Below are 18,699 nucleotides of genomic sequence, written 5' to 3' on the forward strand. Positions count from 1 at the left end.
ACCTCCGACACGCGCGACGTCGCGTGGAACCTGCAGTGGCGCGCGACCGACCAGTGGGTCTTCAGCGGCGACCTGCAGCACACCCGCGCCACCACGGACGGGTATGACAACACCGTCGGCATGGGCGCCTATGCACCGAAGGAGGGGGTGGACTTCCGCACCTCGCCGCCGAAGCTGACGTTCGACGACGCTGACCGCGCCTTCCTGGCCAATCCGAACAACTATTACTGGGGCTTTACCCAGGAGCACCGCGACGAGGCCGTCGCCGCCCAGAACGCGGCCCGCCTGGACGCCAAGTTCACCTTCGACAGCCCGGTCCTGAACGACCTGCGTTTCGGCGTGCGCTTCACCAACCGCAGCGCGGAAACGCGTGCGACGCACGGCAACAACCAGTGGCACGAGATCACGCAGCCGTGGGCCGTCGGCAGCGACGGATGGCAGCCGTTCAGCAAGCTCGCCTACCTGAGCGACCCGCGCTTCGCCGGCAATGCGTCGGTGGTACCGTTCAATAATTTCTTCGGTGGCAAGGTCGCGACGCCGCCGTCGATCGTCGTGCCGAACCTGTCGCTGTCGCAAGGCACGCCGCCGCCGGGCTTCACCCAGTTGCACGATATGGTGAAGGTGCTCTGCAATGGCACGTGCTCGGGCGACGCGCTCTGGAACTACGCGCTGTTTGGCGACCCGGAGAGCCGCAACCTGCAGCATGAGAAGACCAAGGCCGCGTATGCCCAGCTGCGCTTCGGCTTCGACACGCTGCGCTACCCGGTGGACGGCAACGTGGGTGTGCGCGTCGTGCGCACCGACATGTCGGCGGCCGGTTACCTGCTGTTCTCGCCGCCGGATACGTCCAAGCTCCCGACCGTGCCGAAGATCGCCGCGATGTCCGATCCGCGGAACTTCGACAACCAGTACACCAACGTTCTGCCCAGCCTGAACCTGCGCATGAAGGCCAGCGATCAGTTGCAGTTCCGCGCCGCGCTCTCGAAAGGGATGACGCGTCCGGACTTCTACCAGATGCAGACCTACACGACGCTGAGCCAGAACGTGCACACGCACACGGACAAGGACACGAACGTCACGATCCTCGACGGTGTGGACTACACCGGCTCGGGCGTCGGCAATCCGATGCTCAAGCCGACGCGCTCGAACAACTTCGACCTGACCGCCGAGTACTACTTCGGCCATGGCGGCCAGCTCACGCTGGCGCTGTTCAACAAGCGCCTGTCGGACATCATCGTCGGCAAGACGTCGTTCACGACGCTGAACGACTCGACCGGCCAGCCGCACGACTTCGCGGTCACGTCGCCCGTGAATGGCGCGACCGGCCGGGCCAGCGGCGCCGAGATCGGCTACCAGCAGTACTTCGACAAGCTGCCAGGCCTGCTGTCCGGCCTCGGTGTGTCGGCCAACTACACCTACATCGACAGCCGCCAGGACCTCGGCAAGCCGCTGGCGCAGGTGTGGTGCACGCCGCAGGACAACCCGAACACGCTGCTGGCGCGCGACCTCTCCGGTTGCGACACGGACGGCCACCTGCTGAACGTGGGTAACGTGCCGATGACGGGCATGTCGAAGAACGCCCTCAACCTGGCGGTGTTGTACGACAAGGGCCCGGTGTCCGCCCGCGTGGCGTACAGCTGGCGTTCGAAGTACCTGCAGGCGATCAACGCCTACGGCACGAACGGCAACGACGGCATCGATGCGAATCCGGCGAGCCCGAACTTCGGCAAGAACTATGTGTTCTACTACGCGCTGCCGACCTGGGGCGGGGCGTACGGCCAGGTCGATGCGAGCCTGCAGTACAAGTTCACCGATAACCTGAACGTGTCGGTGCAGGCGACGAACCTCACCAACGCGTTGTTCAAGCAGTACATGCAGCAGGGGATCGGCATGATGGAGCGCGGTGCGTTCTACACGGGCCGCAGCTACTCGGTCCGGATGGGTTACACCTTCTGATCGTAACCTCGTGAGCACACCTCCCGCACGCCATCCGGCGGCGGGAGGTTTTCGCGTTTTTGATATTGGAGACAATCATGTCCGACATGGCTATCCGCAACATCGTCATCGTCGGCGGGGGCACCGCCGGCTGGATGACCGCCGCGCCGCTGGCGCTGCGGCTCGGCACGTCCTGCAACATCGTGCTCGTCGAGTCGCCCGAGATCGGCACCGTCGGCGTGGGCGAATCGACGCTGCCCACGATCCGCTACTACAACCTCGCGCTCGGGCTGGACGGGGCCGACTTCATCCGGCGCACCAAGGCCACCTTCAAGCTGGGCATCGAGTTCCAGGACTGGGGGCACGTCGGCAACCGGTTCTTCCACGGCTTCAGCGACTTCGGCCCGGCCATCGAAAACCGTCCCGCCTACATGTACTGGCTGCGCCTTTCCCGCGCGCGCAAGGACATGCCGTCGTACGAGGAATGGTCGGTGGCGACGGCGATGGCGCGCGCGCACCGTTTCATTCCGCCGTACGGCGACCGGCCATCCGTCACCAATGCGTATTCCTATGCCTTCCAGTTCGACGCCGGCCTGTATGCCGCCTATCTGCGCGACTACGCGACGGAGCGGGGCGTCACGCGCATCGAAGGCACGGTCGGCGACGTCGAACTGCACCCGGACACCGGCTTCATCACGGCCGTGACGCTGCGCGACGGGCGCCGCGTGGAGGGCGACCTGTTCATCGACTGCACGGGCTTTCGCGGCCTGCTGATCGAAGGCGTGTACAAGGCCGGCTACGAGGACTGGAGCGCCATGCTGCCCTGTAACAGCGCCCAGGCCGTGCCGAGCGCCTCCGCCGACAAGCTCACGCCCTTCACGCGGGCGGCGGCCAAGAGCGCCGGCTGGACGTGGCGCATCCCGCTGCAGCACCGCACCGGCAACGGCCACGTGTACTGCGACGCGTTCATGTCGGACGAGGAAGCGGGCCGCGTCCTGCTCGACGGCCTCGATACCGAGGCGCTGGACGCGCCGCGCCAGCTGCGCTTCACGGCGGGCCGCCGGCGCAAGTCGTGGGTCAAGAACTGCGTGGCGGTCGGCCTGTCCAGCGGCTTCCTCGAACCGCTCGAATCGACGAGCATCAACATCATCGAGCTGGCCGTCGGCTGGCTGCTCCAGTATTTCCCGGACCGCGACTGCCGCCCCGAACTGGCCGACGAATTCAATCGCCTCGTCGCGCAGCGCTACGAATTCGTGCGCGACTTCATCGTCCTGCACTACAAGCTCACGAACCGCGACGATTCCGAGTTCTGGCGCTACTGCGCGAACATGCCGATCCCGGACTCGCTGCGGCACCAGATCGACCTGTTCCGCGCGTCCGGCCGCGTGACCCTGTACGATCCGGAGGGGTTCTCGATGGACTCGCACGCGTCGATCATGCTGGGACTCGGGCTCAGGCCCGAGACGGACGATCCCCTGATCGACCGCATGGACCTGAAGCGCCTGGACGAGCATTTCGGCAAGGTGCACGCGACGATCCGGCAGGCGGTCGGCGCGATGCCGGACCATGGCGAATTCGTCGCGCAACTGGCAGCCGGCACGATGCGAAAACCGTGAGCGAGCCTGGACGATTTCGTTGTTGCCGGCGCCGGATGCAGCAGGTATCATTTTGTGTATAGAATACATAAAATACCGACCTTCGAAGGATAGTGATGAAACGACGTGCACTCTTGCAGCACATGGCGGCCGCCATCCCGGCGCTCGCCCTGTCCCCCTATGCCGGCGCGGCCGGTGCCCGCATCCCCATGGCCACCGGCCCGTTCGAGCCGACGTGGCCGTCGCTGTCCGGATACGAAACGCCGGACTGGTTCCGCAACGCGAAATTCGGCATCTGGGCGCACTGGGGCCCGCAATGCGAACCCGAACACGGCGACTGGTACGCCCGCGGCATGTACGAGGAGGGCAGTGACCACTACAAATACCACGTGGCCAAGTACGGCCACCCGTCGAAGTTCGGCTTCAAGGACGTGATCCGCCGGTGGAAGGCGGAGCGCTGGAATCCGGACGAACTCGTGGGCCTGTACAAGAAGGCGGGTGCGAAGTACTTCGTCGCGCTGGCCAACCACCACGACAACTTCGACCTGTACAAGAGCCGCTACCAGCCCGACTGGAACGCGACGAAGCTCGGCCCCGGCAGGGACCTCGTCGGAGGCTGGCGCAATGCCGCCCGCAAGCACGGCCTGCGCTTTGGCGTCTCCGTGCACGCGGCGCACGCGTGGTCGTGGTACGAGACGGCGCAGGGCGCGGACAAGAACGGCCCGCTGGCCGGCGTGCCGTACGACGGCCGCCTGACGAAGGCCGACGGCCGTGGCCAGTGGTGGAACGGGGTCGATCCGCAAGCGCTGTACGCGCAGAACCACCCGCTCAGCAAGGACGGCGGCACCGTCGACCAGCGGTGGGAGTGGGGCGGCGGCGTGCTGGCGCCGGACAAGGCGTATGCGGACAAGCTGTACAACCGCACCGTCGACCTGATCGACAACTACGACCCTGACCTCGTGTACTACGACGACACGGTGCTGCCGCTGTATCCCGTCAGCGACATCGGCCCGCGCCTGGTTGCGCACATGTACAACCGCAGCGTCGCGAAGCACGGCAAGGTCGACGTCGTCGTCAACGGCAAGATCCTCGACGAGGTGCAGCGCCATTCGATGGTGTGGGACATCGAGCGGGGCCAGAGCAGCCGCATCGAACCGCTGCCGTGGCAGACCTGCACCTGCATCGGCAGCTGGCACTACGACCGCCGCATCTACGACAACAAGGCGTACAAGAGCGCGCAGACGGTCGTGCACACGCTGATCGACGTCGTCAGCAAGAACGGCAACCTGCTGCTGTCCGTGCCGGTGCGCGGCAACGGCACCATCGACGAGCAGGAACGCGCCATCGTCGAGGAGATCGGCCGCTGGATGGCCGTCAACGGCGAGGGCATCTACGATTCGCGCCCATGGACGACGTGCGGCGAGGGTCCCGTGATCGAAGCGGCCGCGGCGCCGCTGTCGGGCCCCGGCTTCAACGAGGGCAAGGGCAAGCCGTTCTCCGCCGCGGACATCCGCTTCACGGCCGGCAAGGACGCCGTGTACGCGTTCGTGATGGGCTGGCCGGAAGACGGCACCGTGACCATCAAATCCATGCGCGCCGGCGGCGAGCACCTCAAGAAGGAGGTGGCCCACGTCGAACTCGTCGGCGGCGGCGCGCTCGCGTTCCGCCAGACCGCCGACGGCCTGCAGGTGACGCTGCCGCGCGAGCGCCCGGCGCTGCCGTACGCGATCGCGTTGAAAGTGGCGTGAACATGCCGCGTCCAAGGAGCCCTCGCATGACCGACAACTTGTCCCGCATCCTGATCGCCGCCGCGCTGTGCGCCATCGGCAACGTCGTCCACGCGCAGGACGCCGACGTCAACGCGGACCGCGCGCGCGCCAATTTCGCCCGCCCCGTGGTCCTCGCGGCGGACGACGTCCGTGCTTTCGCCGCGCCGCCGGCGGGCTTCGCGGACGCGCACGCCGGCACCGCGCAAGGCAAGGTGGAGCCGTTCACGTATCAGTCGGCCGTCACGGGGACGCGGCGCGCCGCCAACGTGTGGCTGCCGCCCGGCTATGACAAGACGCGCCGCTACCCGGTGCTGTACCTGTTGCACGGCATCGGCGGCAACCAGGACGAATGGCGCGGCTACGTGCGCGCGAACGACGTCCTCGACAACCTGGCGGCGGCCGGCAGGATCGTGCCGATGATCGTCGTGATGCCCAACGGCCGCGCGCTGGCGGACGACCGTTCGCCGCCGCCCGACCGTGTCTTCACGCCGGAAAACGCGGCAGGCTTCGCGCGCTTCGAGCACGACCTGCTGGAGTCGCTGATCCCCGCCGTCGACGCCGCGTATCCGACGCTGGCGGACAGCGGCCACCGCGCGCTCGGCGGCCTGTCGATGGGGGGCGGGCAGGCGCTGAACTTCGGCCTGAAGCATCCGCAGGCGTTCGCCTGGGTAGCGGGCTTCTCGCCGGCGCCGAACACGGAAGACGCGGCGAAGCTGGCCGCGGAGGCGCACCAGGCCGGCGGCGGGCTGAAACTGCTGTATCTGTCGTGCGGCAACCGCGATGGCCTGATCAACGTCGCGCAGGGCGTGCACCGGCAATTGAAGGCGCAGGGCGTCGCCCACGTGTGGAACGTGGACGGCTACGGGCATGACCGCGACAGCTGGGCGGAAAACCTGTACCACTACGCCCAGCTGCTGTTCCGATAGGCGCCGTCAGTTCTCTTCGACGATCGCGAGGTCCCACGGTCCCAGGTTGACCGTCTCGTCCGCCTTCACGGCATGGGACGTCAGCAGGTCCGTGCCGGCCTTGTGGCGGTATGCGAAGCTTGCCGGGGCGCCCGAGTAGTTGAAGTAGTAGCGGATCGTCTTGCCGAACCGGTTGACGCCGGTGCGCGCCTGGATATTCGCCGGCAGCTGCTGGTCGGGGCCGATCAGGCCCTGTTCCTGCAGCACCGATTGCAGCACCGCCTTCTGCAGCTGGTCCGACAGATACGTGCCTTCGTAGACGGCCTTGCCGCTGCCGTACTGGTTCGACGTGATGGCGGGCCAGCGGCCGAAGAACGGGTGGTCGTACCAGGCGAGGGCCTTGGCCGTGTCCAGCTGCAGGAACTCGGCCCAGTACCGCACCTTGTTGTCGGCGCCGGTATGGTACGGATCGCCCTTGAGCGCGAGGGGCTGGGCGAGGTTCGAGAATTCCTGGTAGTGGAAGCCGAGCGCCTGGCGCAGCGGGCCGGGCGCCATCGTCCAGCGCACGGCCGCGTTCTCGTTCGTGAAGCCGCTCTTGAAGGTCATCACGACGTGGCCGCCCTTGCGCACGTAGTCCGCGATGCGCTGGAGCAGGGCGTCGTCCGCCACGTACAGCATGGGTACGATCAGCACCTTGTAGGCGGACAGGTCCTGCGTCTCGGGGAATACGAAGTCGGTGCCGACGTTCAGGTCGTACAGCGCGCGGTGGATCTGGCGCACCTGCGCGCCGTAGTCGGCGTTGCTGCCGCCCGCGCCCCATTGCGACGGCTTCGCGAACGGCATGTCGTTGACGGCGTTCAGCGAATCGCGGCTCCACAGGATCGCCACGTCGTTATGGATGCGCAGGCCGACGAGGCGCGGGCCGATCTTCTGCAGCTCGTGGCCCGTGCGGCTCATTTCCGCATACGCGCGGTTCGGCTCCAGGTCGTGCGACAGCACGCCTTTCCAGTACGTCTCCTGGTTCGCGTGGATCGACGCCCAGTGCCAGTATTCGACCATGTCGGCGCCGTTCGACAAGTGCGTGTAGACGTCCTCGCGGAACTGGCCGTCGTACGGCGGGTACTGGAACGACGAGCTCCAGTCGGTCGTCTGCGCATTCGTTTCCGTGACGAGGAAGTTGCCGCCCTTGAGCGAGCGCGTGAAGTCGGCCTGCAGCTTCTGGTCGGCGCCGTTGTACTGGTCCTGCGTGCCCCAGTGATAGATGTTCACGCCGGGGATGTCGAGTCCGCGCGCGACGGCTTCCTCGTTGACGTCCGCGTGCAGCGAGCCGGCGAAATCGTGCGTGACGAACTGGCGCGGCCCGGCGCATTCGCGGATGAGCTGCGCCTGCCAGTGCAGGAAGTCGGTGACGCGCATCTGGCCCCAGCGCGACCATTCCAGCTTGTAGCCCGTGCTCTGCGCGCCGTCCGGCCGCGGCAGGTCTTCCCAGGTATGGAGGTTCTGGCCCCAGTAGTTCAGGAACCATGCGCGGCTGAGGTTTTCCGGCGTGCCGAATTTCTTTTCCAGGTAGTGCTGGAAGCGGATGAACACGTCGTCGTTGGCGGCGCCGTAGCTGCCGGTCTCGTTGTCGACCTGCCAGCCGATGACGTTGGGGTTGTCCTTGTAGTGGGCGGCGATGCGGCGGATCAGGCGCTCCGCATAGAAGCGGTAGGCGGGCGAATCCGTGTTCATGTTCTGGCGCATGCCGTAGGTGTTCTTCGCGCCGCCGAATTTCGTCGCCAGGATTTCCGGATGCTGGTGCGCCATCCACGCCGGGATCGAATACGTGGGCGTGCCCATGATGACCTTGATGCCCGCCTTGCCCATCGCGTCGACGACGCGGTCCATCCACGCATAGTCGAAGCGGCCGTCTTCCGGCTCCCACAGGCTCCACGTGGATTCGCCCAGGCGCACGACGTTGAAGCCGGCCGCCTTGATCATCTGGACGTCCTTGTCCAGCCGCTCGTACGGCATGTACTCATGGTAGTAGGCGGCCCCGTACAGTACGGTCGGGAAGTCCGGCTGCGTGGCCGCCGCCGGTGCCGCCCCTGCGGGCGCGCAGGCAGCGATCGCGCAGGCGACCGCGCAGGCGAGGAGTCTCCGTGTAAACATTCAATACCTTTCTTGTGGATACAGGTGTGGACAATATGCCATTGTGACGAGCCGCGCGATAGTCCTGCAATTACAAAAACCGCCAGCGCCGCAACGATTTGTCGCAGTCCGCGCCGGTGCGAATTTTCATCCCGGCGCTGGCGGATTTCACAATTGCGGCAGCATCGTCCCGCCGACACAATATAGACCAACAGCCGCTAACGACCGCTGAACGACATTGCCGCCCGCAGCCATGCGGCCAACCGCTTTTTTCCGACGATTTCCCAACCGGCCCGGCTGGAGGAGATGCCGGACCGGGCCCCTTCATGAAAGGTAGAACGACGTGAAATCACTGCTATCGAAGGCGATGTTGTCCATGCTGGTCGTCGCGGCACCGTTCGCGCAGGCCCAGAGCTGCGGCAGCGGCGGCGGCGCCACGGTATGCCTGTCGGCGACCGGCAACGGCAATGGCGTGCAGCTGAACTGGACCGTCAGCGGCGCCGTCAGCGGCATCCAGGTCTACCGCGACACCGACCCGGACCCCAGCGGCTGCACCCGCATCGCGCAGCTGGGTAATTCCGCGACGAGCTACACGGACACCAAGGCCGCGCCGGGCGAAGCTTACTGGTACTGGGTCAAGTTCACGGCCGGCGGCACCGGCTACAACGCCGGCGCGGCGCGTGCAGTGCGCGTCGGCGTCATGCGCAACCTCACCAGCATGCAGTTGTCGGCGCAGATGTCACCCGGCTGGAACCTCGGCAACACGCTGGAAGCGATGGGCACGTATGTGTGGGGCAGCACCAGCTTCGCCGAGACGAACTGGGGCAACCCGGCCGCGAACCAGGCGATCTTCGACGGCATCAAGGCGGCCGGCTTCAAGAGCGTGCGCATCCCCATCTCGTGGAAGGAATACGCGGACGCCAACGACAACATCAGCCCGCAGTGGATGGACCGCGTGACGGCAGTGGTGAACTACGCCCACAACGCGGGCCTGGTCACGATGATCAACATTCACTGGGACGGCGGCTGGATGCAGCCGACCTATGCCCAGCAGGGCACCGCCAATGCGCGCCTGACGAAGTTCTGGACGCAGATCGCCAACAACTTCAGGAACCATGACGACACGCTGCTGTTCGCGGGGACCAACGAGGTCATGGTCGACGGTAACTACAATCCGCCGACGACGGAATACTGCAGCGTGCAGAACGGCTTCAACCAGACCTTCATCAACGCCGTGCGCGCCACGGGCGGCAACAACGCCTCGCGCCACCTGGTGGTCCAGGCCTACAACACGAACATCAACAACGCGGTGACGTGCAACGCCACGATGCCGAGCGACTGGATCGCGAACCACCTGATGATGGAGGTGCACTTCTACGATCCGTACAGCTTCGCGCTCGACACCAGCTCGACCGAGTGGAAGTGGGGCCAGGCCGCCAATCCGTCCGGCTGGGCCAACGAGTCCTACGTCGACGGCCAGTTCCAGAAAATGAAGTCCGGCTTCGTCGACAAGGGCGTCCCCGTCATCCTGGGCGAGTACGCGGCCAGCGTGCGCACCGAGTACGACGCCGCCGGCACGTATCGCAAGTACTGGGACCAGTACATCACGCATTCCGCGTTCACGCACGGCGTCGTGCCGATGTACTGGGATAACGGTTACACCGCCAACCACCAGTCCGGCCTGTTCAACCGTTCGAACGGCACGCAAGGGTATGCGGACGTGATCGGCGCGATCGTGAACGCCGCCAAGTAATACACCCGGGAGGGGCGGGCGCGGTGCGTTCGCGACTCCGGGTTGACCGAGTAGTCTCCTACCGCCTGGCATGGTAGGTTTTCGGGGCGGCCCTGGCCGCCCCCTTTTTTTTGGGCCGTTGCGGACGTCGCTGTTATGATCGCAGCACGCGCCCCCGGCAGAGGCGGTGCACCGAGACACCAACCGACGTTCACAATGCAAGAGTTTTACAAGAAGTCACTGCTCGTCCTGATCGCGCTGCTGGCCGTGGATGCGCTGCTCGCCGTGTTGTTCATCTTCCTGAGCCAGCCGACCTACACGCTGTCGCCGACGCTCCGCGACGGCGTCCGCTGGGAGGCTGTCACGACCGCAGACGGCGATCAGGGCGGGACGTCGACGGTCCGGCTGCGCGCGTCCGGGGCGGACAAGCTGGCGTTCGACTACAAATTGACGAGGAAGGCACCGTATCCTTTCGCCGGTGCCAGGTTCGTGGCAAAGGACGCGAAAGGCAGCCTCGCCACGGTGGATTTGTCGAAATACGACACCATCACCTTTCTCGCCCGTTGCAGCCCCGCGGATCCCATGGTGTTCGGCCTGACGATATTCGACGACAGAATTTCGAGGCCCGGCGAGTTCCTGACTTACCGGTCGCCCGTTACTTTCTTCTCGTGCAACGAGCAGGGCGTTCCCGTTTCCCTCGACATGCGGCGGATGACCATTCCGGGCTGGTGGTTCTACATGATGAAGCTGGACCTGGCGTCGCAGGGTTATAAGCTTGACAAGGTGACGGTGCTGGCCTTCGGATCGAGTTCGCAAACGCCGTTCAATATCGATTCGCGGGTGGAGATCAGCAATATCACATTGCGCGGGCACGATTACCGTTATATCGCCGCGCTCGTGGTGATTCTGCTGGCCGGCTGGATCCTGTTCGGCGTGTGGTTTTTCCGGACCCATGCGCGCACGCTGGCCGCCAGCCTGAATTATCGGCTGAAAAAGGATTTGCCGCTGGTCGCCTATCGCCAATTGACCGTCGCGCCTTATCGGGACGAGGAAAAAGCGTCGGTGCTGAAATTCATCGCGACGAATTACACGAATCCCGAGCTGGATCTGGAAAGTGTCGTGGCCGGCACCGGCGCGAACCGGAACAAGGTGAACGAGGTGCTGAAGACGGAACTCGGCATGACATTCACCAGTTATCTGAATAAATTGCGGCTGACGGAAGCGGCCCGTCTGCTGACGGAAAAGAGCGCCGCGACCGTCGCCGAAATCGCATATTCGGTCGGTTATGCCAACGTGTCGTATTTCAACCGGCTGTTCAAGGAAGAATACGGCTGCACACCCAAGACGTTCCGGACGCTTGCGCCCCCGCAGGCGCCGCCCGCCGAGCCGGTCCCCACGGCGCCGGCGCCGCCAAAAAAAGTGGAAAACGGCTGATCCGGCCTTCCACTCCTTGCAGAAGTCATCGTAATTTCTGCACGGTGATAGAAAACGCGGTACGTACGTTAGAGGCGCCCGGGATGGCGCCCTATCCTTGAGTTGAAGGGCCGCCGCCGCCGGCGTCCAGGTCACGCTACGAGGAACCATCCCATGACTGCGCATCCCCCGTGCCTATCCCACTCCAGTCGCGTGCTCGCAATGAGCGCGATGTCCTTATGGCTGGACCAATTCATTAGCGCTGCAATTCATCCCGACCCGCATGCCGTGCGCCGCCGGGATCCGGATTGATTCCGGCGCCCGTTCATTCCTTGATGCGCGCTTCGGCGCGGGCGGCATGGTTTTTATCGGCCGAATAAATCGGCATTAAAACAAAAAAAGAATCATTAGGAGACGACGATGAATGGAATCGATCTGCGGGGAACGCCGCATGAAGACTAAAGCCTATCGGATTGCGCTGCTGTTCAACGGGAATAAGACGTTCGACCGCGAAGTGATCGCCGGTATCGCCGCCCACCTGGGCGGTACCCGCGTCGCCTGGGATCTGTTTCTGGAGGAGGATTTCCGGCTGCGCCTGGCCGGCATGGACCGCTGGCAGGGCGACGGCGTCATTGCCGATTTCGACGACCCGGCCGTGGCACAGGCCTTGTCCGGCTGCAGGGTGCCCGTCGTGGCGGTGGGCGGTTCGTATGCCAGCGACGCCGCGTATCCGCCCGGCGTGCCGTATGTGGCGACGGATAATTTCAAGCTCGTCAAGCTGGCCCACGACCACCTGATCGACGTCGGCCTGCAACGCTTTGCCATGTTCAGCCTGCCGGAAGCGCAGGAAAGCCGCTGGGCGCAGGAGCGCGAGCAGGCGTTTCGCTGCCTGATGGCGGAAGACCGGATGGAAGCGGAGATCTTCCGCGGCTGCGAAACGAGCGCGGCGTCGTGGGACGCGGCGGTCCAGGGCCAGATCGACTGGCTGCGCAGCCTGCCCAAGCCCGTGGGCGTCATCGCCGTCACCGATGCGCGCGCGCGCCAGCTGCTGCAGGCCTGCGCCATCGCCGGCATCTCGGTGCCCGAGCAGGTGGCGCTGATCGGGATCGACAACGACCCTCTCGTGCGCATGCTCACCCGCATCCCGCTCAGTTCCGTGATCCAGGGCGCGCACGAGATGGGCCGCACGGCGGCGCATCTGCTGGAACAGATGCTGCACGGCGTACGTCTCGCGAACACGCAGATCCTCGTGCCGCCGGCGGGCATCAACGTGCTCGCGTCGAGCCGCTTCCAGGCCGTCAAGCATCCGCACGTGATGCGCGCCTGCCATTACATCCGCCAGTACGCATGCCAGGGCATCAAGACGCACCAGGTGGCCGAGTACGTGGGGGTGTCGCGCTCGTCGCTGGAAGTGTATTTCCGCCAGGAGCTGGGCTGCAGCGTGCACGACATGATCCTGCGTTCGAAGCTCGATGCCGCCAAGGCGGGCCTGGAAAGCGGCGAGCGCAGCATCGCGGACGTGGCGCTCGGCTGCGGCTTCACGTCCACCCAGTACATGCACCTCGTGTTCAAGCGCGAACTGGGTTGTACGCCGCGCGCCTGGCGCGACCGCGCGCTCGGCGAGCGCGACACGTTGTCCGTGGCGGCGTAGCGTCGGCGAGAAACGTTCTCCCCGTTGGTAATTTTCATAATTGAAAGGCCTTGCGCGGGCCGGGACAATGGCTTCATATCCGACATCAGGAAGCCAGACTGTAATGACGATCCATCTCATCCAGGGCGCCCCGGCCCCGTTGGCCGGCGAGCGCGCATTCATGCTCGAAAATGCGGCCGGCATGACCGTGACGATCGGCGAGCGGGGTGCGCAGCCGCGCGCCTGGCACGCGCCGGACCGCTACGGCCGCATGGCCGACATGCTGCGGGCCGGCCCCGCCGCGGCCGCGCCGGCCAAGGGCCGTGCCGCGCGCTGGGAGGGGCGCCAGACCGACACCGGCGTCACGCTGGCGCTGACCTCGGGCGGCGACGGCGCCGGCATGCTGGTCCATTACCGGCTCGACGACGACGGCGCGCTGACGATCGAACACCAGGCCGTGGCCGGCATGCCGATTCCGCTGGCGGCCCTGGCGCATCCGTCCTTCAACCTCTCGGGCGGCCAGGCCGACGTGGGCGACCACATGGTGCAGATCGACGCCGACTATTTCGAGGAAGCGGGCCCCGGCGGCGTCCCGGCCGGCGTGGCCGCCGTGGGCGGGACCCCGTTCGACTTCCGCCAGCCGGCCGCCATCGGCCCGCGCCTGCGCTGGACCGACACGCAACTCCACCGGGCCGGCGGATTCGACCACTGCTTTTGCGTGCGCAACCACTTCGCCGGCGGGCAGGGCGCCCTGCGTGAAGTGGCCCGCGTGTTCGACCCGGCTTCCGGCCGCCGGCTGCAAATGTACACGACCGAGGCCGCCGTGCGCTTCTGCAGCGGCCCCGTGCCCGCGGGGGCGCAGCGCCTGGACGCCTTCCGTGTCGAAGCCCGCGCCAGGCCCGGCCTGATGAGCGCCGCCTGGCCGCGCGTGATGCTCCTGCCCGGGCAGGTCTATCGGCAGACGACGGTGTACCGGTTGTCGTTGCAGGGGTAGCGCCGTCAGGCCGCGGCCGTCTGCGCGGGCGCGCTGCCGATCAGCGTAGCGCCGCACGACGTCTTCATACCGTCGACGGCCACGCACACGCCCAGCATCGTGACGGACGCGGATCCCTCTGCGATCACGGGATTGCCGCCGCATTGCGGACAACTGACGCGATGGCCCACGCCCGCGACCGGCTTGCCGAGCAGCGTCACGAGCGGATGGCCTTCCAGCACGGTGCCACCGTGCGACGTCTTGTCGCCGGCGCGGATGATGGTTTTCTGCGGCATGGGGTTATTTGTGGAAGTCGATCGACAGCTTTTTGTCGTGTCGCTTGGTACACACCTGTGCCAGCTGCGCTGTCGTCAGAGTCCCCGACAGGCCGACCTCGTGTACCTTGCCCTTGTACGGCAACGTCATCGATACCCTGTCGTCGTAAAACATCGTGACCGGCGGTGCTTCGCTGCCATCTTCGTTCTGTGGATTGTAGACTTCCAGCTCGGCCTTGCCATCTCGCTCGCCGGTGATGGCAATGACGTGTCCAGCCAACTGGAAGCGGCACGCGCCGGCACGCTGCTGGTAGAGATAGTCGAACGAAGGGATACCCCGGTTATCGCGTCCCCAGTGGCTCAGGGTCAGCGTATGTTCGGCTCCGCCGGCCCGGGTAGAAAAAGACGGCGTATCGTCGAACGCCTGGACCGGACCGCCGCAAAGCAGCAACAAATAAAAATAAAACGAAATCTTCTTCATGTCTTGACAGCGTCAATGGGTGGAGGATGCGGACATCGGCGCGTGGTCGCCGGCGACATTGTGCAGCACGTAGTCGTCATCGTAATCGGGATAGTCCGCGGGGTAGCGGAAGGCGACGACGCGATCCGTCGGACAATAGCTGTGACTGACTTCATGGGCGTTGCCCTGGTTGCCGCCCAATGTCGCGATAAGCCTGCCGTTGGCAGCAATGCCCGCGACGAAGGTGACGTGATGCTGACCATTCTTGAACATGATCAGCGCGACCGCGCCGAGGGCGGGCCGATTGTCGCGCGTCGGCCGCCCCCATTTCTTGAACGACAGGGCCAGCGCGCTGGCCGTTCCTTTGTAGCCCGCGCGGCCGAGGCACCAGTTCGCGAATGCGGCGCAGTATGCCGTTTCGTCGACGGCTGCGGCACGCTTGTCGAGCGCCGGCGTCGCCTTGAAGTATTCCAAGATGCGCGGGTCGTTCCGGTCCCTGCCTGGGCGACGACGCACGCCTTTTTCGAATTCCTCCTGTGCCGGAACCATCCATGGGGCCCGGCTCGCATGCATCAGGTCCGTCTGCGGATGCGCCTCGGCATTGCGCAGGTACAGCGTGTGCAGGTAGTTGCGGCCCTCCGTCAGCATCTGCCCTAGCGCGGCATGCGAGATGCCGCCGTCGTTCGCGGCCGGCGCGGCCCGGCGCTGTTCCTGCGTCGCCGCGGCCGCCTGCACGTCCGGGATCCGGAGGATCTGGCTGGGGCGGATGATGAACGGCGACGTGATGCCGTTGGCCCTGGCGATGGCCTGGTAGCGTACGTGGTACAGCGCCGCGATCTTCGCCAGGCTTTCGCCCTGTGCGACTTTGTGGGTCTTGAATGTCGGCACGGCGGCGCCGGTCGGTTTCGCCGCCGGCGCCGGTGCTGGCGCGGGCTTCGGCGCAGGTTTCGGTGGCGTCGTCTTGTCGTGCGCGCGCGTACTGGTTTGCGCGCTGAAATCCGGTGCCATCAGGGTCACGCTCTGTCCCTTGGGCGATGGTCCGCATGCGAGCGGCTCCAGGTCGACCCATTTGTCGCGGACCTTGTCGAACACCCTGAGGTGGAGGTCCCCGCACGGCAGTTTATGGCGGATGACCAAGCGTCCGTTATCGTCAGTGATGGCCTCGGCTTTTTTTCCGTCCAGTTGGACTTCGATCTTCGCTTCCGGTACGGGGACCTTCGCGCCGTCGAGTACGAGGATGTCCACCGCGGGCAGAACATGGGCACAGCCGCGTTCCTTGGCACGGTTGACAGCACGTCTGAACGAGGGGCCGCGAATGATATTGAGTATATTGCCCACGTAACGGGAGTTCGTGGCGTAGCCGCCGTCTTTCAGTGCGTCAGCCTCTCGCTCGTAATTGCCCTTGATGTCAGGTTCCTTCATGGCTGCATAACGCTGGTTGTTCTCGATGAATGCAATCCTGTCCCTGAGACTTTCTTCGTAGGACGAGTACACACGGAATGGATCATCCACCCAGACAGTTCTGCCATGAATCTCTTCATGCACATGGAAGACCTTGGAGGGCCCTGTCCAGCTCTTGTCGGCCTTGATGTTATAGATATTATTTGTTCCTGGCAGGATTTTTTCACCCCAACCGGTCTCCTCAATGGCTTGGCCGACGAGGAGCTCCCACGACCATCCGGTCTGTGCCGCGACCACACGTGCGGAACAATATAACGATGCGGCGAAGTTCAGCTTGTCTTCGTAGGTATAGGCCATCAAAGCCCCCCATTTTCAGCGGTGTACAGAAAAGCGTGTCCCTTCTTGTCGCGTGCGAGGAGGGCCCATAGATCACCTTTGGCGGCCAGGTACATCGGCTCGTCGGCCACTGGCTTGATGACGTGTTCGTTGCCAGTCGCGGTATCGATCGACACGAGCGCGCGACCTTTTGCATCGCAGCGTTCACGTACCGCGACGAGATCCGCGTGATACCGGACCAGAGCCTTGGAACGGCAATACGGGCTGGGGTAGGCAAGCGGCGGCAGCGCTTTGCCATCCGGCGTGACGATCGCCAGCATCGTCTTGTCGGCCATGTACCCGATGCTGTAATTCGTTCCGTCGTCCCCGACAAAGGCGCTCACGCCCAAGCGTGTTGCGGACGGTAACCGGGTACTCCAGATGTAGCCGCCGTCCAGGCGCAGCCGCGACGTCATGTATTCGCCGGCGTCCGTTTTTTTCACGGTCGCCGGAAAAAACCTGCCGGTCAGGAAAACGCTGTCGCTTACGATGCGCGCGCCAGGCGGCAGTACATAGGCGCCGTTTTTGCGAAACAAGGGTGCGCCCCGGGGCCGCAAGCCACGATCCAACAGCATCGTAAAGGTACCGTATCGTTCGGTGTCTTCATCTTGGTCACGCATATAGCCGACCACTTTCAGGCCATCGGGAGTTTCAGCAATCCTGTAACCGTATCGGCTCTGGGCAGGAATTTCCAGCGGCGCGACCGCGATACGGTTGCCCTGCAAGTCGAAGGCGTACACATAGATTCTTGACTGTGCGAGCGCGGGGGACGGGCTCGTTTCTGCGTTTGCAAGCAGGTAGACACGATCGCTTCCGGCCACGCATTGCACCGGATCGAGAAGGGCGAGACCGTCCGGTGCCGATATCGTCTTTTGCCAGGCCACGGCGCGTTGTGCCAGGTCGACCAGGACAAGGTGTACGGTCGATTCCCCCATATCGTTCGTGTCCGCCCCCCCGATACAGATGCGGGCGCCATCGCCGGAAAACGCGATGCTCGTCGTGTCGAACGTGCGCCCGTTCAGCGGCAGCGCCAATTTTTCCGGCGCACCTGCGCCAGCGGCGTGCGCCGCCAGGCAGAAAGAAGCCGCGCCGATGGCGGTCCGTAGATACTTTTTTGCAGTCGTCATTGCTAATCCGATGTAGTTCAGGATAACGTTGAATCGTTCGATTCCTCGATCGAGGTATCGTCCTCGTCCTCCGGCTCGTGGTCGTAATCGAACACGACCTGCGGCGCATCGTCGGGCACGTGGATGCCTTCGGGCCGGTCGAACACCAACTGTTCCCATTTGCCGTCGTTGACGTCGATCGCGACGTGCGCCGGCTCGCTGCCGTCCGTGAACAGCGGCTTGGACCTGCCGGCGCCGTCGAGCGTGCCGCTGCCCAGCACCTGGCCGGTACGCGACAGGAAGGTGTATTTCAGCGTGCGCGCGCCGGACGGCAGGTCCCACAGGGCAGGGTCGACGAAGACCTGCTGGCTGAACTTGCGCGGTTGCACGCGCTCGAATTCGGCCTGGTTGACGGTGTCGAGGTTCTTCGGCCCTTCCAGCTTGTGCGCGCCCGCGTGGGCGATCCAAGTGCCGCAGGTGCCGTGCTCGATGCCCTCGGCGTTGATGCGCAGGTAGCTGCCGCCGGCATTCAGCACGATCTCCCTCGCCGCCGTAATCTCGATGTTCGCCCTCGTGCTGATCAGCTTGAGCACCTGTTCGGCGATGACTTCGATGTTGTCGCTCTGGGCCTGGATCTCGACCTTGCCGCGCGCAGCCACGGCGCCAGCACGGCTTCGTAGAACGCGACGGCACCGTCCGTGCGCACAAGGCGGAACGCGAACACGTGGCCGGTGAAATGGCGCAGCGAACCGTCGTCGCGGACGAGTTCCACGCACATCAGGCGGCCCATCAGGTCCTTCAGGGCGAGCGACGCGTCGTCGGATAGCAACTCCACCGTGTATTCGAAGTCGCGCGACAGCGCTTCGGTCGCATGCAGGCGCTGTGGCAGCAGTTGGGCGGCCGGCCCGTCGTCATGGGGGAACGTCAGGCGCAGGATGCGGTTGGTCTGGCGGCGGGCAATGATATCGTGCAGGGACAGCATAAAGACCTGTTGCGGAAA

Annotated in this window: 15 protein-coding genes; 8 read left to right on the top strand and 7 right to left on the bottom strand. The window is 65.0% G+C overall.

Translation table 11 applies throughout. The features are described from left to right. From ASC93_RS32110 to ASC93_RS13805, 4 genes are all read left to right on the top strand, one after another. Positions 1 to 1,956 (top strand): TonB-dependent receptor (locus ASC93_RS32110; RefSeq protein WP_229412720.1); only part of this gene is annotated, 1,956 nt, incomplete at its 5' end. Between the two features lie 77 nt (positions 1,957 to 2,033). After that, a complete protein-coding gene (locus tag ASC93_RS13795; protein WP_056442774.1) occupies positions 2,034 to 3,551 on the top strand; it encodes a tryptophan halogenase family protein in 1,518 nt (505 codons plus the stop codon). A gap of 95 nt (positions 3,552 to 3,646) precedes the next feature. Next, positions 3,647 to 5,278: an alpha-L-fucosidase gene (locus tag ASC93_RS13800; RefSeq protein WP_056442777.1), complete on the top strand. Its 1,632-nt coding sequence runs from the start codon at positions 3,647 to 3,649 to the stop codon at positions 5,276 to 5,278. Positions 5,279 to 5,304: 26 nt separating this feature from the next. Further along, on the top strand, positions 5,305 to 6,225 hold the full coding sequence (locus ASC93_RS13805) for an esterase family protein (RefSeq protein WP_082548032.1): 921 nt from the start codon (positions 5,305 to 5,307) through the stop codon (positions 6,223 to 6,225). Between the two features lie 6 nt (positions 6,226 to 6,231). Here ASC93_RS13805 and ASC93_RS13810 read toward each other — a convergent pair whose 3' ends face one another. Next, positions 6,232 to 8,355, bottom strand: coding sequence for a beta-galactosidase (locus ASC93_RS13810; protein ID WP_056442780.1), 2,124 nt, complete (start codon positions 8,353 to 8,355; stop codon positions 6,232 to 6,234). A 322-nt stretch (positions 8,356 to 8,677) separates the two neighbouring features. Between ASC93_RS13810 and ASC93_RS13815 the strand changes: the two genes are divergently transcribed. From ASC93_RS13815 to ASC93_RS13830, 4 genes are all read left to right on the top strand, one after another. Then, complete coding sequence (locus ASC93_RS13815) at positions 8,678 to 10,087, top strand: glycoside hydrolase family 5 protein (RefSeq protein ID WP_056442782.1); 1,410 nt, start codon at positions 8,678 to 8,680, stop codon at positions 10,085 to 10,087. 195 nt (positions 10,088 to 10,282) lie between these two features. After that, positions 10,283 to 11,500: an AraC family transcriptional regulator gene (locus ASC93_RS13820; RefSeq protein WP_056442784.1), complete on the top strand. Its 1,218-nt coding sequence runs from the start codon at positions 10,283 to 10,285 to the stop codon at positions 11,498 to 11,500. A 430-nt stretch (positions 11,501 to 11,930) separates the two neighbouring features. Continuing rightward, the gene (locus ASC93_RS13825; protein ID WP_056442936.1) at positions 11,931 to 13,130 is read left to right on the top strand and encodes a DNA-binding transcriptional regulator; all 1,200 of its coding nucleotides are present in this window, start codon (positions 11,931 to 11,933) and stop codon (positions 13,128 to 13,130) included. 103 nt (positions 13,131 to 13,233) lie between these two features. Beyond that, positions 13,234 to 14,103: a hypothetical protein gene (locus ASC93_RS13830; protein ID WP_056442787.1), complete on the top strand. Its 870-nt coding sequence runs from the start codon at positions 13,234 to 13,236 to the stop codon at positions 14,101 to 14,103. Positions 14,104 to 14,108: 5 nt separating this feature from the next. Here the strand turns inward: ASC93_RS13830 and ASC93_RS13835 are convergent, their stop codons facing one another. From ASC93_RS13835 to ASC93_RS31690, 6 genes are read right to left on the bottom strand one after another with little or no spacing between them, the layout of a single operon-like run. Then, positions 14,109 to 14,378, bottom strand: a complete 270-nt coding sequence (locus tag ASC93_RS13835) for a PAAR domain-containing protein (protein ID WP_056442790.1) — start codon at positions 14,376 to 14,378, stop codon at positions 14,109 to 14,111. 4 nt (positions 14,379 to 14,382) lie between these two features. Next, positions 14,383 to 14,838: a hypothetical protein gene (locus tag ASC93_RS13840; protein WP_056442794.1), complete on the bottom strand. Its 456-nt coding sequence runs from the start codon at positions 14,836 to 14,838 to the stop codon at positions 14,383 to 14,385. 12 nt (positions 14,839 to 14,850) lie between these two features. Next, the gene (locus tag ASC93_RS29870; protein WP_082548037.1) at positions 14,851 to 16,575 is read right to left on the bottom strand and encodes a TIGR02594 family protein; all 1,725 of its coding nucleotides are present in this window, start codon (positions 16,573 to 16,575) and stop codon (positions 14,851 to 14,853) included. Then, on the bottom strand, positions 16,575 to 17,720 hold the full coding sequence (locus ASC93_RS13855) for a hypothetical protein (RefSeq protein WP_056442808.1): 1,146 nt from the start codon (positions 17,718 to 17,720) through the stop codon (positions 16,575 to 16,577). Before ASC93_RS13855 ends, ASC93_RS29870 begins: the two co-directional genes overlap by 1 nt. 17 nt (positions 17,721 to 17,737) lie before the next feature. Beyond that, positions 17,738 to 18,358, bottom strand: coding sequence for a DUF2345 domain-containing protein (locus ASC93_RS13860; protein ID WP_056442815.1), 621 nt, complete (start codon positions 18,356 to 18,358; stop codon positions 17,738 to 17,740). Next, positions 18,280 to 18,681 (bottom strand): contractile injection system protein, VgrG/Pvc8 family, encoded by a 402-nt coding sequence (locus ASC93_RS31690; protein WP_056442819.1) that lies wholly within the window; start codon positions 18,679 to 18,681, stop codon positions 18,280 to 18,282. Before ASC93_RS31690 ends, ASC93_RS13860 begins: the two co-directional genes overlap by 79 nt. Positions 18,682 to 18,699 lie beyond the last annotated feature (18 nt).

It is taken from the genome of Massilia sp. Root335 (assembly GCF_001425685.1).
Classification (GTDB): Bacteria; Pseudomonadota; Gammaproteobacteria; order Burkholderiales; family Burkholderiaceae_D; genus Telluria; species Telluria luteola.